The 15,310-nt window shown below is 70.3% G+C and carries 11 protein-coding genes; 9 read left to right on the top strand and 2 right to left on the bottom strand.

What is annotated here, in order from left to right; genetic code table 11:
- The first annotated feature begins 122 nt into the window (after window positions 1–122).
- Window positions 123–938: a BtpA/SgcQ family protein gene (locus ACQUQ1_RS14065; RefSeq protein ID WP_435064935.1), complete on the top strand. Its 816-nt coding sequence runs from the start codon at window positions 123–125 to the stop codon at window positions 936–938.
- Between the two features lie 99 nt (window positions 939–1,037).
- Here ACQUQ1_RS14065 and ACQUQ1_RS14070 read toward each other — a convergent pair whose 3' ends face one another.
- Complete coding sequence (locus ACQUQ1_RS14070) at window positions 1,038–2,033, bottom strand: carbohydrate kinase family protein (RefSeq protein ID WP_435064936.1); 996 nt, start codon at window positions 2,031–2,033, stop codon at window positions 1,038–1,040.
- A 1-nt stretch (window position 2,034) separates the two neighbouring features.
- Complete coding sequence (locus ACQUQ1_RS14075; RefSeq protein ID WP_435064937.1) at window positions 2,035–3,000, bottom strand: metallophosphoesterase family protein; 966 nt, start codon at window positions 2,998–3,000, stop codon at window positions 2,035–2,037.
- 194 nt (window positions 3,001–3,194) lie between these two features.
- Between ACQUQ1_RS14075 and ACQUQ1_RS14080 the strand changes: the two genes are divergently transcribed.
- The 8 genes from ACQUQ1_RS14080 to ACQUQ1_RS14115 all read left to right on the top strand — a co-directional run bounded on the left by ACQUQ1_RS14080 (window position 3,195) and on the right by ACQUQ1_RS14115 (window position 15,310).
- A complete protein-coding gene (locus ACQUQ1_RS14080; protein WP_435064938.1) occupies window positions 3,195–5,348 on the top strand; it encodes an ABC transporter substrate-binding protein in 2,154 nt (717 codons plus the stop codon).
- A gap of 93 nt (window positions 5,349–5,441) precedes the next feature.
- Window positions 5,442–6,488, top strand: a complete 1,047-nt coding sequence (locus ACQUQ1_RS14085) for an ABC transporter permease (RefSeq protein WP_435064939.1) — start codon at window positions 5,442–5,444, stop codon at window positions 6,486–6,488.
- A gap of 4 nt (window positions 6,489–6,492) precedes the next feature.
- Window positions 6,493–7,953: an ABC transporter permease gene (locus ACQUQ1_RS14090; protein ID WP_435064940.1), complete on the top strand. Its 1,461-nt coding sequence runs from the start codon at window positions 6,493–6,495 to the stop codon at window positions 7,951–7,953.
- On the top strand, window positions 7,953–9,032 hold the full coding sequence (locus ACQUQ1_RS14095; protein WP_435064941.1) for an ABC transporter ATP-binding protein: 1,080 nt from the start codon (window positions 7,953–7,955) through the stop codon (window positions 9,030–9,032). The genes ACQUQ1_RS14090 and ACQUQ1_RS14095 overlap by 1 nt, the downstream gene beginning before the upstream one ends.
- A 98-nt stretch (window positions 9,033–9,130) precedes the next feature.
- Complete coding sequence (locus ACQUQ1_RS14100; protein WP_435065039.1) at window positions 9,131–10,462, top strand: ABC transporter ATP-binding protein; 1,332 nt, start codon at window positions 9,131–9,133, stop codon at window positions 10,460–10,462.
- Window positions 10,463–10,661: 199 nt separating this feature from the next.
- Window positions 10,662–11,147 (top strand): Lrp/AsnC family transcriptional regulator, encoded by a 486-nt coding sequence (locus ACQUQ1_RS14105; RefSeq protein ID WP_435064942.1) that lies wholly within the window; start codon window positions 10,662–10,664, stop codon window positions 11,145–11,147.
- A gap of 241 nt (window positions 11,148–11,388) precedes the next feature.
- Window positions 11,389–12,870: a proton-conducting transporter transmembrane domain-containing protein gene (locus ACQUQ1_RS14110; protein WP_435064943.1), complete on the top strand. Its 1,482-nt coding sequence runs from the start codon at window positions 11,389–11,391 to the stop codon at window positions 12,868–12,870.
- Window positions 12,860–15,310 (top strand): DUF2309 domain-containing protein, encoded by a 2,451-nt coding sequence (locus ACQUQ1_RS14115; protein ID WP_435064944.1) that lies wholly within the window; start codon window positions 12,860–12,862, stop codon window positions 15,308–15,310. The genes ACQUQ1_RS14110 and ACQUQ1_RS14115 overlap by 11 nt, the downstream gene beginning before the upstream one ends.

Consider the following 15,310-nt stretch of genomic DNA (forward strand, 5'->3'; position numbering starts at 1 on the left):
CATTCGATATCGCGAAATAGGATGTATCCGGTCCGGCCCGGTCGGTATTCAGTCGATCGACGAACGACACGATAGCGCGCGGAACCGCCAGACTCACGCCCGGACCCCCGGAACCGGGCACCATGTTCGACTCGCTGTTCGCGGACGGTCGACGGCCGGTGATCGGGATGGTCCACCTGCCGGCGCTGCCCGGCGCGCCGAGGTTCGACGGCGACCGGGCGGGGATCCTCGAGGCGGCCGAGCGCGACGCCCGCCGCCTGGCCGCCGGCGGCGTCGACGCCGTCATGGTCGAGAACTTCGGCGACGCGCCGTTCTACCCGGACGACGTGCCCAAGCACGTCGTCGCGAGCATGACCCGGGCGACGCGCGCGGTGGTCGAGACGGTCGACGTGCCCGTCGGCGTGAACGTCCTCCGAAACGACGCCGAGGCCGACCTCTCGGTCGCGGCGGCCGCCGGGGCGGACTTCGTGCGGGTGAACGTCCACACCGGCGCCCGCGTGACGGACCAGGGGGTCATCGAGGGGAAGGCCCACGAGACGATGCGCCTGCGCGAGCGGCTCGACGCGGACGTGGCCGTCCTCGCCGACCACGACGTGAAACACTCCGCGCCCATCGCGGCCCGCGGGTTCACGGCAGAGTCCGTCGCCGACGGCGTCGAGCGCGGCCTCGCGGACGCGGTCGTGGTCAGCGGCACCGGAACCGGGCACGAGACGGACCGCTCGGACCTGGAGCACGCCGTCGAGCGCCGCGACGCGAACGACCTCGACACGCCGGTGCTCGTCGGCAGCGGCGTGACCGCCGACTCCGTGAGCGACCTGCTCGACCTCGCGGACGGCGTCATCGTCGGCACCGCGCTCAAGGACGACGGCGACGTGGGCAACCCCGTCTCGGAGTCGCGCGTGCGCGACCTCGTCGACGCCGCCCGCGGCCACGAGTAGCCCGCGTCGACGACGATGCATCGGCACGGCTCCGCGTCGGTCGGATCTGTCTTCGACCGTGGTCTCGCGAGAACCGACCGACTGCGGCCCGAATCGGAGCTACCGCTCCGTCAGGAACGCCTCGACCTCCGCCCGGTGGGGAAGGCCGCCGCGCGCCCCGGCCGCGGTGACGTTCAGGGCCGCGGCCGCGGCCGCGACCCGGCCGGCGTCGCGCGGCTCCTCGCCCGCGAGGATCCACCGGTCGATCAGGCCGGCGACGAAGGCGTCGCCGGCGCCCGTCTCGTCGACGACGTCCACGTCGAACGCGGGCACCTCGTGGACGCCGTCGTCGTCCGCGAGGAACGCGCCCGCCTCGCCGCGGGTGGCGGCCACGCGGTCGGCGCCGCGGGCGCGCAGTTCCTCGGCCGCCTCGCGGCCGGTACACCCGAGGTACGCCTCCGCGGCCACCTCGCCGACGACGAACAGGTCCGCGGCCCGGACCCACCGGTCGACCGTCGCCTCGGTCGCCCCCCGTCCCTCGAGTTCGGCCAGCGGCCCCGAGAGGTCGAACACGACCGGCGGCGCCCCGGGGTCGCCACCTGCGGCGAGGTCGAGCGCCGCGCGGTGGACCGGCTCGGGGTTGTACGCGGTGAGGAACGCCGCGTCCGTCCCCGCGAGGTACGCGCGGTCGGCGGCGTCCAGCCGGAGGCGCCGGGCCGAGTCGCCGGCGGTCACGATGCTCCGTTTCCCGTCGCCGTCGCGCAGTATCACGCAGTGCGTGCTCGTGCCGGCCGCCCGCCGGACGCGGGCCGTCTCGACGGTCCGGTCGGCGAGGTCGGCGGCGACACGCGCGCCGACGTCGTCCTCCCCCAGGCGGGCGACGAGGCCGGCCGAGCGGCCCAGGCGCGCGGCGGCGACGGCGACGTTCGCGCCGACGCCGCCGAACGACTCCTCGACGCGGTCGGCGTAGGCGCCGCCGTCGGCCTCCGGGAGGTTGCTCACGCGGTAGGTCCGGTCGACGGTGGCGGCGCCGACGGCGACGACCTCCGGCGGGTCCGGCCGGTCCCGGTCCCGCCCGGCGCCGTCGTCCGCGGGGGGGCTGTCGGGGTCGGCCACCCTACTCCTCGACGAGCGGGAACTGCGCCAGCCGTGCGGCGGCCATGGCGGTCAGTCCCCGCGCAGTCACGGAGTCGCTCGACCGCTCCCGGTGGCCGACGACCGTCCCCTCGAAGTCCGCGACGGGGACGAACCGGACCTCCGTCCCCTCGGGACCGACGTCGAGCAGGCAGTAGCCCTGCGGGAACGAGCAGGTGGTCGGCATCATCAGCTCCCGGAGCGACCCCTGCCGCGCGGCCGAGGGCATGTGGAGGTGACCCGTCAGCAGCAGCGGCACGTCGTGGCGTCCCAGCGTCTCCGCGAACGGCTCCGGGTCCTCCATCTCCGGCGGGACGAACATGTCCGGCTCCGCCAGGTCGCGGTGCTCGTGCACCTGCTCGGACATCGCGGGGAGGTTGTGGTGCGCGAGCACCAGCGGCGTCTCCGTCTCCGGGAGCGTCTCGTCGAGCCAGGCCAGCTGGTCGTCCGTGACGCGTCCGGCGTGCGAGTCGTAGAGCCACTCCGCGGTTCCGGCCGTGTTGAGTCCGATCACGTCCAACCCCCCGATGGCGACGTGAAACGGAAATCCCTCGCCCGCCGGCGCGTACCGGTCGGCGAACGCCGACACGGGGAGGTTCTCGTGGTCGTACCCCTCTTTCGGCACGTCGTGGTTTCCGGGGATCGAGTAGAACGGCGCCTCCAGGTCGGCGATCAGCTCGTCGAACCGGTCGAAGTTCCACGGCTCGCCGTCCTTCGTGATGTCGCCGACGCACAGCGTCGCGTCCACGTCGCGCTCGGCGATGTCGGCGACGGCGTTCGCGACGTGCGCCTCGGTGCGGTCGAACAGCTTCGAGGTTCCGCGCTCCTCCGTCGAGAGGTGCGGGTCGGCGATGACGGCGACGCGTGTCCGTTCGTCCGTGCGGGGGCGCGCGAGGCGGGCCATGACCGAACCGCTCGGCGCGCCGGGGCGCTCGACGGGGGATGCCATGTGGCGGCGTCCGGACGGGGACGGGAAAACACCGCCGATGCGGGAGCGGTCGTCGGACGATCCTTCCGCCCGTCGGCTATCGAAACCGAGACGCGAGCCGTCGATCCGCGATACAGCGGGCTATACACACGAACATAGTCGTCTGTACCGATCGATGAAAAGGTATTTCGGATACCTGTCCGGGTATGCAGGTGATGTCCGAGGACACCACCCGGCGACGCTTCCTCACGGCGGCAGGATCGGGCGTTGCGGCGGCGCTCGCGGGCTGCTCCGGCAACCAACCGAACGAACAGTCCACGGAGGCAGATACCGCGACGCAGACGCCGGTGGACACGGCGACGGCGACACCGGAGCCGGAGAAGTCCTACACCGGCGGGACGCTCCGGATGGCCTCGCCGGGACCGATCCAAACGCTCGACCCCGTCAACGCGAAGGGGTCGGGGGCAGGCTACAACCAGTATCAGGAGTCACTGATGACGTTCCCGAACGGCGACCTCCCGCCGGTCGGGTCGCTCGCGAAGGACTATCAGGTCTCCGACGACGGGATTACCTACACGTTCACCCTCCGCGAGGGCGTGACGTTCCACGACGGCCAGGAGCTGACCGCCGAGGACTTCGTCTACTCGTGGGAGCGCCTCGCGGGCGCGAAGGAGACCCGCAACGCAGACGACATCGTCGGCTCGACGTTCACCCTCCAGCACGAGGGCAACACCGGCGAGTCGGTGACGAACTACGTCCCCGGCTCCCTGGCGGTCCGCGCGGTCGACGACTACACCTTCGAGTTCGACATGGAGACGCCGTTCCACGCGGTGATCTCACAGATAGCGGGCGGGGCGTTCGGCGTGATCCCCGCGAACTCGGTCGCGTACCCGAAGGACTACGAGAAACACGGGCTGGACGGCCTCATGTACGAGGGCGAGTACGAGTACCAGGAGTACTTCTCTACCTCGGGGGACGGCCCGCAGTTCGCGGGTACCGGCCCGTTCAAGGTCGACTCCTGGAGCAAGGGTGACGCTATCACCCTCTCGCGGTTCGAGGACTACTGGGGGGAGGGCCCGTACATCGACGAGATCACCTACACCGTGATCGGCTCGGCGAACACGCGCTACCAGCGGTTCGTCAACGACAACCTGGACATCCTCAACGACTTCCCGACCGCGCAGTTCAACCCGGACAACCGCAGCATCGAACGCAACCGGGGAACGTACCGGACCGGGACGTACACGCTCGACGACGGGCGGACGGTGAACTACGGCGAGGCGACCGCCCTCGACACCGACTACATCGTCTTCAACTGCGCTCGAACTGAGAAGCCGGCCCGCAAGGCCATCGCGTACCTGCTCAACCAGGAGCAGATCGCCCAGCAGGTGTACAAGGGGCTCCCGAAGCCGGCGTACCACCTCACGCCGCCGCCGGTGTTCATGAAGCGCGGCGAGGAGGACCCCGTCGAGAACTACGACAAACACGCGGAGGAGGGGTTCCGAAGCGAACTCGACGTGGGCTCCGACGGCTACCCCTACGGTATCGGCGAGACGCGCATCGAGGACGCGAAGGCCGTCATGGAGGAGGCCGGGTACGGCGAGAACAACACCTACAGCATGGAGTTCACCGTCTTCTCGGGGAACTCGGCGTGGGACTCCATCGCCAAGCGCATCCGCGACAAGGCACAGGCGGCCTACATCGAGATCGACATCACGAAGGCCGACTTCGGCACCATCATCTCGAAGGCGATCAACGGGGAGATGGACATGTTCTCGCTCGGCGACGGGATGGAGTGGCCCGAGTCCGACAACTTCCTGCGGTTCCTCCACCCGTACGAGGACCCCTCGTTCATGTTCACCCGGTGGACCTACCGGGTCGACGCGCCCGGGCTCGACTTCAACGGCAACGACCCCGAGACGATCAAGGAGGACCTCCTCGGGGAGCTGCCCGACGCCGTCGAGTCGAACCACGTCTCGGTGACGCCCGCCTCCGACACCGACGGCCAGGGGACCGCCTCGGTGTTCATCGAGGACGTCACGCCCGACGAGTTCGCGAACGCCATCGACGCCGCGGGCTACTCGTCCTCGACGCCGACCGCGAGCGGCCCGGACTTCACGGAGTACATGAAGATCGCCGACGAGGGGTGGTTCAACAACTACGTGCCCAACAAGGGCCCCGGCCAGGAGGAGCAGCGCGCACGCAACGTGGCGTACTACATCCTCGAGGAGATCAACTGGGAGACGGTTCAGGAGTTGCCGACGACCCACACCGTCACCCAGCGCCTCTGGTCGCAGGACGTCGACGTCCGCATGGCCGGCACGATGGAGGACCAGACGTTCAACACGGTCACCATCGAACGGGAGTAAGGTCCCGTGTCCCTCCCGTCGAACCGTGCGGAGTTGACAACGTTTTTTCGGACGCGTCCGAACGTCCCGATACCCTTCAAACGACTCTGACAAATGAGCAAGTGGAGATACCTGGGGAAACGACTGCTGATGTCGGTGCCGGTGTTGTGGCTCGGCACCAGCATGACCTGGTACATCATCTTCCAGGGCCCCATCGACCCGGCGGCGAACGTCCTCAGCAACACGCAGACGCAGAACACCGAGCGCTACGAGGCGGCCCGCGAGCAGCTCGGCCTCGACCGACCGCCGTTGGAACACTACGTCGACTGGATGACGAACCTGTTCACGCTCGACCTCGGCCAGACGTGGCTGCTGTACCCCGGGTCGAACGTGAACGCCCTGGTGATGGATTTCCTCCCGCGGACGGTCTGGCTCGGCTTCTGGTCGGTGGTGATCGCCGTGTTCGTCGGCGTTCCGCTCGGCTTCTACGCGGGGTTACGCTCGAACACCCTGGCCGACTACCTGGCGTCCGTCTCGGGCATCGTCTGGCGCGCCATGCCGAACTTCTGGCTCGCGGTCATCCTGCTGTCGCTTCTGGTGTCCTCGGAGACGCTGTTCGGGTTCGACTGGGACACGCTCCTGATCGACCTCCCCTCCGGCGTCACGGGGAACCCGCAGCTGAGCTACATGGCCGGGCAGCCGTGGGCGCTCGTCACTCAGCCGGGGGAGACGCTGGCGGCGATCAAGAAGATCCTCCCAGCCGCGCTCGTGCTCGGGTCCGCGTCGATGGGCAACGAGATGCGGATCGGACGCACGGCCGTCCTGGAGACGCGAAACGAGAAGTACATCGACCTCGCGAGGGCGAAGGGCGTCTCGCGTCGCGTCCTCGTCTGGAAACACATCCTCCGCAACGCGCTCGTGCCGCTGGTCCCGATCATCACCAGCGAGGCGTTCCTGCTCATCGGCGGCTCCGTCCTCGTGGAGTCGGTCTTCGGGATCCAGGGGATGGGCTTCCTGTTCTTCAAGGCCGCGATCCAGGGCGACCTCCCGCTGGTCGGAACGCTCATGTTCGTATTCATCGTGCTCATGCTCGTCATCAACATCGCACAGGACATCCTGTACACGATCATCGACCCGCGCGTCGGGTACGAGGAGGCCTGAACCGATGAGTTCGATCACAGGCTCCGAGTCCGTGCTCGCGGACGCGGACGCCGATCCCCTCCGGTCGCGGCTCGCGGCGTACCCCCGGCCCGCGGCGGTCTGGGTGGGCGTCGCCGTGCTCCTCCTCCTAGTCGAGGCCGGAGCTGTCGCGGAGGTGACCCTCCGGCTGCTCGCGGACCTGCTGAAGGCGATCCCCGGCGCGTACGACCCCGGCGCCGTCGCGGGCCTGGCGGACGCCGCCGGGAACGTCCCCACGCTGCTGTCGCGCGAGACGATCCCGAACCAGGGCTACTGGAACGGTTCGCGGTACGTCGGCACGTTCCTGGGGCTACAGCCCGCCTGGGCGTGGCTGGTCCGTGTGAGCCTCGTGTACGCCTACGCGTTCGCCTGTCTGATCTGGGCGTACGTCGGCTTCGAGTGGTACCGGACCTACTACCGCGTCGCCGACTGGACCCCGCGCGACGACACCGTCGACCGCCTCCGCGGCCACACCTGGGGGCTGTTCGGGCTGGCGGTCGTGTTCATGTTCGTGACGATGGCCGTGTTCGCGCCCGCGCTCGGGCCGACGACCGTCGACCAGAACCTCGCGAACCCCTACAGCCACACCGTTCAGTACTGGACCGGGTCGGAGGTCGCCGAGGCGTCCGTCGGCGAGGCGAACCTCGGCTCGCAGTCGAAGGGGACCCTCCAGACCAACGTCGGACCGTGGAGCTACGACGACTACGGCCGGTTCCACCCGTTCGGCACCCTGCCCTCGGGCAAGGACCTCTTCACCTTCATCGCGGCCGGGTCGCGCATCTCCCTGGTGATCGGGCTGCTGTCGGTCGGGCTGTCGGCGGGGATCGCCACCGTGTTCGCGCTCCTGTCGGCATACTACAAGGGACGCGTGGACGACGGCCTCGTCCTCCTGTCCGACTCCGTGATGGGGATGCCGCAGTTGCTCCTGTTGATCATGCTGTCTGTCGTCCTCGCGGGCACGTGGATCGGGAAGCTCTACAGCGGCGCGTTCGTCCTCGCGCTCATCTTCGCGGGGACGGGGTGGCCGTACATGTGGCGGTCGCTGCGCGGGCCCGCGCTACAGGTCTCCGAGCAGGAGTGGGTCGACGCCGCCCGCTCGTTCGGGCAGTCGCCGGGCGCGATCATGCGCAAGCACATGCTCCCGTACATCACGGGCTACCTGCTCATCTACGGGTCGATGACGCTCGGCGGCGCGATCATCGCGATCGCCGGCCTGTCGTTCCTCGGGCTCGGCGTCGACCCGCCGACGCCCGAGTGGGGGCGCGCAGTCAACGCCGGGCAGGACTACGTCACGACCGCGTCCTGGCACATCAGCCTGATCCCCGGGCTGCTGATCACGCTCGTCGTCACGGGGTTCAACGCGCTCGGCGACGGCATCCGGGACGCGATCGATCCGGAGTCCGACTCCGCCGAGGGCGAGGCCGGCGGCCGCGGGGGTGGTGCCTGATGGCGCCGACCGCGGGCCGGCGCGCCGACGACGGCGGGGGCGGCGAGCCGCTGCTGGCCGTCGAGGACCTCACGACCGTGTTCCACACCGACAAGGAGACGATCCGCGCGGTCGACGGCGTCTCCTTCACCGTCCGCGAGGGCGAGACCGTCGGCGTCGTCGGCGAGTCCGGGTCCGGCAAGTCCGTGACTGCCCGGTCGATCCTCGGGCTGATCGACTCGCCGGGCGTGATCGAGTCAGGCTCGATCCGCTTTCGCGGCGAGGAGCTCACCGGCGGGAACTGGGATCCCCATCGGGGCGACCTCTCGATCGTCTTTCAGGACCCGATCAACTCGATGAACCCGGTGTACACGGTCGGCAACCAGATCCGCGAGGCGCTGCGGATCCACCAGGGGCTGCGCGGCGGTGCGGCCCGCGAGGAGGCCGTCCGGCTGCTGGAGGCGGTCGGCATCCCGGACGCCCCCCGGCGCGTGACGGAGTACCCACACCAGTTCTCCGGCGGGATGCGCCAGCGGGCCGTCATCGCCATGGCGCTGGCGTGCGACCCCGACCTGCTGGTGTGCGACGAGCCGACCACGGCGCTCGACGTGACGATCCAGGCGCAGATCCTCGAGCTCCTCGACGACCTTCAGCGCGAGGAGGACCTCGCCATCCTGTTCATCACCCACGACATGGGCGTCATCGAGGAGACCGCCGACCGCGTGAACGTCATGTACGCGGGCGAGATCGTGGAGTCGGCGCCGGTCGGGACGCTGTTCGACGCTCCCGCGCACCCGTACACGCGGGGACTGCTCGGGTCGATCCCCGGGCGGACCGCGAAGGGGGACCGCCTCCCGACTATCGAGGGGGAGGTCCCGACGCCGACGAGCGAGCCGACGAGCTGTCGGTTCGCCGACCGCTGTCCGGAGGCGTTCGACGCCTGCGAACGCGTCCACCCGGAGCCGATCCGGGTCGCCCCCGACCACACCGCGGCGTGCCTGCTCCACGAGGAGGGGTACGACCGCGATCAGGTCGCGTACGACTCCGGATCCGCGGCCGACGGCGACGACGCCGCGGCCGACGGGGGTGAGCGGCAGTGAGTCGCAGCGACGACGCCGACGGCGGGACGGGGCCAGTCGCGCCGGACCCCGGGGCGGGAGCCGACGGGACGGGCTCGACCGCCGCAGGCGACCCGCTCGTGGAGGTGCGCGACCTGCGCAAGTACTACGACGACGACGGCTTCCTCGGCGGCGACCCGGTGAAGGCGGTCGACGGCGTCTCCTTCGACATCCGGAAGGGGGAGACGCTCGGGCTTGTGGGCGAGTCCGGCTGCGGGAAGACGACGCTCGGCCGCACCATCCTCGGGCTTGAGACCGCCACCGGCGGCGAGGTCGTCTCGGAGGGCCGCGACGTCGCGAGCCTCTCGGGACGGGAGCTTCGGGAGTGGCAGCGCGACGCCCAGATGGTGTTCCAGGACCCGGAGGCGAGCCTGAACGACCGGATGACCGTCGGCGAGATCGTCCGCGAACCGCTGGACGCCCACGACTGGGGGACCGGATCCGAGCGCAAGGAGCGCGTGTTCGAGCTGCTCGACCTCGTCGGGCTCAACGAGGAGCACTACTACCGCTACCCCCACCAGTTCTCGGGCGGACAGCGTCAGCGCGTCGGCATCGCCCGCGCGCTCGCGCTGGAACCCGAGTTCATCGTCCTCGACGAGCCGGTGTCCGCGCTCGACGTGAGCGTGCAGGCGCGGGTGATCAACCTTCTCGAGGACCTCCAGGAGGACCTCGGGCTGACGTACCTGTTCATCGCCCACGACCTCTCGGTCGTGCGCCACATCGCCGACCGCGTCGCCGTGATGTACCTCGGCGACATCGTCGAGCTGGGCGACACGGAGGCGGTGTACACCGACCCGGCGCATCCGTACACCCGGTCGCTGCTGTCGGCCATCCCCGGCAGCCACACGGGGACCGACCGGGACCGCGTGACGCTGCGCGGGACGCCCCCGTCGCCGCGGGACCCGCCGTCGGGGTGTCGCTTCGCGACGCGCTGCCCCGCGAAGGTCCGACCCGACGAGTTCGACCACCTCTCGGGGACCGCCTGGGAACGGCTCGACGCGCTCCACACCGTGTTCCGCGAGCGCGCGAACGCCGAGACCGGGCTGACGGAGCTGGTGAAGCGTCGCCTCGGGCTCGCGGCGGGCGCCGACGACATCGACGAGGTGGTCGCGGACCTGTTCGGGTGGCACCCCGACGGCGGCGCGGCCGCCGAGGGCGTCGGCCCGGACGAACCGCTCCTGTCGGGCGACGCGCGCGCCGCCGTCGAGGCCGCCGTCGACGCCGCACGCCGCGGGAACGACAGGGAGGCGACGGCGATCCTCGCCGAGACGTTCGGGTCCGTCTGCGACGAGCGCCGCCCGGACCGCCACGCCGTCGACGACGCCGGCCGGGTCAGCGCCTGCGTCCGACACGGCGAGGAGTACGAGTCGCCCGGGCCCGTCATGGCCCGACGCTACGGCGGCGACGACTGAGCCCGCGCCGACGGCGGGACCGCCGGACGTCGCGCCCGGCGTTCCCGATGCGTCGGTCGTGTACGCCGGAGGGTTCCCGACGCGGCCGCCGTCGTTCGGTATCGGCGCCGAGATCCGCCGTCAGGCGGGCGCAGGCGGAGAACTCGGCCGAGGTACCCGACGTCAAAAGGTAAAGTGCCTGCCTCTCGGACACACCGACATGGCCGACGAGGAGATCGACGACGTCGACAAGGCGATCCTGTATGCGCTCCAGGAGGACGCCCGAAGCATGTCCTCGGGGGACATCGCGGAGCGGACCGGTACCTCTGACAGTACCGTCCGCAAGCGTATCCAGCGTCTCGAATCGGACGGCGTGATCAAGGGGTACAGCGCCAGCGTCGACTATCAGCGGTCGGGCTATCCGCTCCGGATGTTGCTCTTCTGTACCGCCTCGATCTCCGAACGCGGTGACCGGATCCCCGACATCCTGGACATCGACGGCGTCGTCTCGGTCCAGGAGTTGGTCACCGGCGAACAGAACCTCCTCGTGACGGTCGTCGGCGAGACGGACAGCGACATCACACCCGTCGCCCAGGAGCTCATCGACATGGGGCTCACCGTCGCCGACGAGGTGCTCGTGCGAACCCATGAGACGACCCCCTTCGGCAAGTTCGATCCCGAGAAGCGCGAGGAAGACGATCCCTGACCGGGAGCCCGTTCGACGGACACGCCGGCTCGTGTCGAGAGACCCCGGCCCCGACCTGCGACGCCGACCGTCTCCCTCGTTCCCTCCGGAAAACATAATGTTCTATAATGGGCGTTCTTCGAACGGTTTGTGAATATAGATAGAATTAATAGGCATTCTGTTCTTCAGTGAGACGATGACGACCGGAATCGGGATCCGTTCTCTCCCCGGTCGGCGGGACGGTCGTACGCTGGCTTGAACGATGACAGGACACAGTTCGAAACGGACGGTCGGAGCGCTCCCGGACACGACGGCGGAATCGTCGTCCGTGCCCGGTGCACTGACGTGGCTCGTGTGGTCGCTGTTCGCGGCGAGCCTCGCCGCCCTCGTCGCCCGAGTCCGGTTCGGCGGCCCGTGGGAGGTCCCGGCCGTGGTCGCCGTCGACGGCCTGACCGTGCTGATGTGGGTGGTCGTCACCTTCTTCAGCGGTATCGTTCACAGCTACTCGCGCCGCTACATGGCCGGGAGCGCCCACGAGACGGACTTCTTCCTCGCCGTGTTCGGGTTCACGGCCGCCGTGATGGGGCTCGTGGCCGCCGACCACGTCGCCCTGTTCGCGGCCCTGTGGCTGGCGATGGGCTTGCTGATGGCGGAACTCATCGGCACCGTCGACGGCTGGCCGCAGGCGCGGGCCGCCGCGCGCGTCGCCCGGAGGTCCTTCCTCGCCAGCAGCGCGCTCCTCGGCGTGGCGTTGGCGGCGCTGTGGTGGGCGACCGGCGCGACGACGGTCTCCGGTATCGTCGCCGCCGACGGTCTCGGAGGGCCGGTGTGGGTGGTCGCCGCGGCCGCGCTCGTCCTCGCGGCGATGATCCAGTCCGCGCTCGTCCCGTTCCACGGCTGGCTGCTCTCCTCGATGACCGCCCCGACGCCCGCCTCGGCGCTGATGCACGCCGGGTTCGTCAACGCGGGCGGCATCCTGCTCGCCCGGTTCGCCCCGGTCGTGACCGCCGACGCCGCCCTCATGCTCGGGATCGTGGTCGTCGGGGCGACGAGCGCCCTGCTCGGAAAGCTGCTCAAAGCCGTCCAGCCGGACGTCAAGACCGAACTGGGCTGCTCGACGGTCGGACAGATGGGCTTCATGATCATGCAGGCCGGCCTCGGCTTCTTCGGGGCCGCCGTCACCCACCTCGTCCTGCACGGCTTCTACAAGGCGTATCACTTCCTCTCCGCGGGCGGACGGGTCGAACACACCGGCCCGACCGAAGGCGATCCCCGCGGGACGAGTCTCGCGGGCGCCGCGGTCGTCCTGGCGACCGGCCTCGCGGGCGGCGCCCTGTTCGCGGCGCTCACCGGGAAGGGAACCGGCCTCGACAGCGGGCTCCTGCTCGTGTTGTTCGTCGTGCTCACGACGCTGCACGCGGCTCGCACCGCCGTCGACCACGCCTCGCTTCCGAGGACGGCCCGCTACGTCGCGGTCCCGCTGGTCTTCGTTCCGGCGATCACCGTCTACGCGCTCGTCTACGAGGCGGTTACGGGCGTCCTGTCCGGACTCCCGGTCGTCTCGGCCCCGACCGAACTGAGCGCGCTCCACGTGCTCGTCGCCGTCGGCTTCCTCGCCGTGTACGTCGCGATAGAGACCGGAGTCCACGAGCGCAGCAGCCGCCTCTACGTCGCGCTGGTGAACGCCAGCCAACCGGCTTCCGATACGGTGCTGACCGCCACGGAGGACTACAATGAGTACTGACGGACCTATCGAGAACACCGAAGGAACTGTCGAGAGCACCGAGGCGACCGTCGAAGACGGCATCGAGAAGGCGGCGACCACCGTCGGGTCGGTCTGGCCGATCCACTCGTTCGTGACGGCCAACCCGCTCTCGGGCTTCGAGGACATGCCGTTCGGCGAGGCCGTCACCCAGGCCGCGGACCTCCTCGGCGGCCGCGGCTACCCGAGCCCGGACACGTTCCGGGCGGCCCTCGACGACGGACAGATCGACCCCGGGGTACTCGAGTCGGAACTGGCCGAGCGCGGCTACGAGGAGGACCCCGAGACGCTGCTGGAGCGCATGGACACCGGCGTCGAGTCGGAGCGCCCGACCGCCGACGCCCAGCGGGCCGACCACGTGCTGACGAAGTGGCTCTCGGCGTTCCTCGACGAGGGCCGGGCGAAGTGGCCGATGCCGAACCGCGAGGACGGGTTCTACAGCGCCTTCCGGTCGGTGGCGACGTACGACGGTCGGATCCCCGACGAGGGGGTCGTCGCCGACCTGCCGGAGTCGCCGATCGAGGCCATCGAGTCCGTGCTGGAGCCGTACCCCGAGAGCCAGTGGGTGCCCGTCTTCGAGGAGCAGTTCGCCGCGCTCCCCGGGTGGACCGGCTTCCTCAAACAGCGCGCCGCCGACGACGGCGCCTGGCAGTCCGCGTACCCCGCCACGCTCGAGGGCTATCTCGCGGTCCGCCTCGCGCTGCTGGACGCCTTCGGCGTCGACGTCGAGCCGTCGACCGGCGCCGACAGCGCCGGGACCGAGGAGGCCGACGACCTCGCCGAGGCGTTCCTGAGCGCCTGGGAACGGAGCTACCGCACGGAGGTCGTCGAGGCGGTCGCCGACGAGAGCGAGGCGCTCGCCGCCGACGACGACGACGCCGGCCGCCCGGACGCACAGCTGGTCTTCTGCATCGACACGCGCTCGGAGGTCCTCCGCCGTCACGTCGAAGAGGCCGGCGACTACGAGACGCACGGCTACGCCGGCTTCTTCGGCATCCCGATGGAGTACCGGGGATACGACTCGGAGGTGTCGGTCGACGCCTGCCCGCCGATCCTCGAGCCACAACACCGCGTCCCCGAGGTGCCGACCGACAGGGACACGCAGGCGACGCACGACCGCCGGTCGGGGCTCCGCGAGGCCGCGAGCGAGGTGGTCGGGACGCTGAAGACGAACCCCGCCACCGCGTTCGGCTTCGTCGAGAGCGCCGGCGGCGGGTACGGCCTGGCGCTCGCCGCCCGGACCCTCCTTCCGGGCCGCGTCCGCGACCTCCTCGACGCCGCCGGCGACGCGGTCCCCGACACCCACGAGTTCTGTGAGCAGGTCGTCCACCACCAGCACTCCTACGCCGGCGACCTGCCGGTCGGGCTGACCCACGAGGAGCAGGTCGAGTACGCCGCGGCCGCCTTCGACCTGATGGGCTGGGACCGGTTCGCCCGCCTCGTCGTCTTCACGGGCCACGCGAGCGAGACGGCCAACAACCCCTTCGACTCGAGTCTGGACTGCGGCGCCTGTGCCGGCAACCCCGGCGGCCCGAACGCCCGCGTCCTCGCGACGATCTGTAACGACGACGACGTCAGGGCCGACCTCCGCGACCGGGGCTTCGACATCCCCGAGGACACCGTCTTCCTCGCCGGCCAGCACAACACCACGACCGACGAGGTCGAACTGTACGACGGCGACGTCCCCGAGAGCCACGCGGCGGACCTCGAACGGCTGCGCGCGGACCTCGCCACGGCACGCGAGCACGCGGCCGCCGAGCGCGCTGAGTCGATGGGAGGCACCGCCTCGACGGGCGTCGACGAGACGGAACGGCGTGCCGCCGACTGGGCCGAGACGCGTCCCGAGTGGGGGCTGGCCGGCAACGCCGGCTTCGTCGTCGGCCCCCGCGAACTGACGAGCGACCTCGACCTCGACGGCCGCGCCTTCCTCCACTCGTACGACTGGTCGACGGACCCCGAGGGCGACGCGCTCGAAGCGATCCTCACGGGACCCATGGTCGTCACCCAGTGGATCAACGCCCAGTACTACTTCTCGACGGTCGACAACGCCGTCTACGGGAGCGGGTCGAAGGTGACCCAGAACCCCGTCGGCAACGTCGGCGTCTACCAGGGCAACGGCGGCGACCTGATGACCGGGCTCCCCCTCCAGTCGCTGATGGCCGCCGACGACGACCCGTACCACCAGCCGCTCCGCCTCTCGACGGTCGTCCACGCCCCGGTCGACCGCGTCGCCGACGTCCTGGCCGACCACGAGGAGGTGACCGAACTCCTGGACAACGACTGGCTCTCGCTTACCGTCGTCGACCCGACCCGGGACCACCGCGCGTTCCACTACGAGGAGGAACTGGAGTGGGCGCCGGGGTACGAACGGGCCGAAGCGGGGCCGGAGACGCCGAACGCCCCCGCCGTCGCGGACGACTGA

The sequence above is a fragment of the Halobaculum sp. EA56 genome (genome assembly GCF_051195075.1).
GTDB lineage: Archaea > Halobacteriota > Halobacteria > Halobacteriales > Haloferacaceae > Halobaculum.

Coding starts and splice junctions, on each gene's coding strand:
- ACQUQ1_RS14065 (WP_435064935.1), top strand. CDS start 123: ATGTTCGACTCGCTGTTCGCGGACGGTCGACGGCCGGTGATCGGGATG.
- ACQUQ1_RS14075 (WP_435064937.1), bottom strand. CDS start 3,000: ATGGCATCCCCCGTCGAGCGCCCCGGCGCGCCGAGCGGTTCGGTCATG.
- ACQUQ1_RS14080 (WP_435064938.1), top strand. CDS start 3,195: ATGTCCGAGGACACCACCCGGCGACGCTTCCTCACGGCGGCAGGATCG.
- ACQUQ1_RS14085 (WP_435064939.1), top strand. CDS start 5,442: ATGAGCAAGTGGAGATACCTGGGGAAACGACTGCTGATGTCGGTGCCG.
- ACQUQ1_RS14090 (WP_435064940.1), top strand. CDS start 6,493: ATGAGTTCGATCACAGGCTCCGAGTCCGTGCTCGCGGACGCGGACGCC.
- ACQUQ1_RS14095 (WP_435064941.1), top strand. CDS start 7,953: ATGGCGCCGACCGCGGGCCGGCGCGCCGACGACGGCGGGGGCGGCGAG.
- ACQUQ1_RS14105 (WP_435064942.1), top strand. CDS start 10,662: ATGGCCGACGAGGAGATCGACGACGTCGACAAGGCGATCCTGTATGCG.
- ACQUQ1_RS14110 (WP_435064943.1), top strand. CDS start 11,389: ATGACAGGACACAGTTCGAAACGGACGGTCGGAGCGCTCCCGGACACG.
- ACQUQ1_RS14115 (WP_435064944.1), top strand. CDS start 12,860: ATGAGTACTGACGGACCTATCGAGAACACCGAAGGAACTGTCGAGAGC.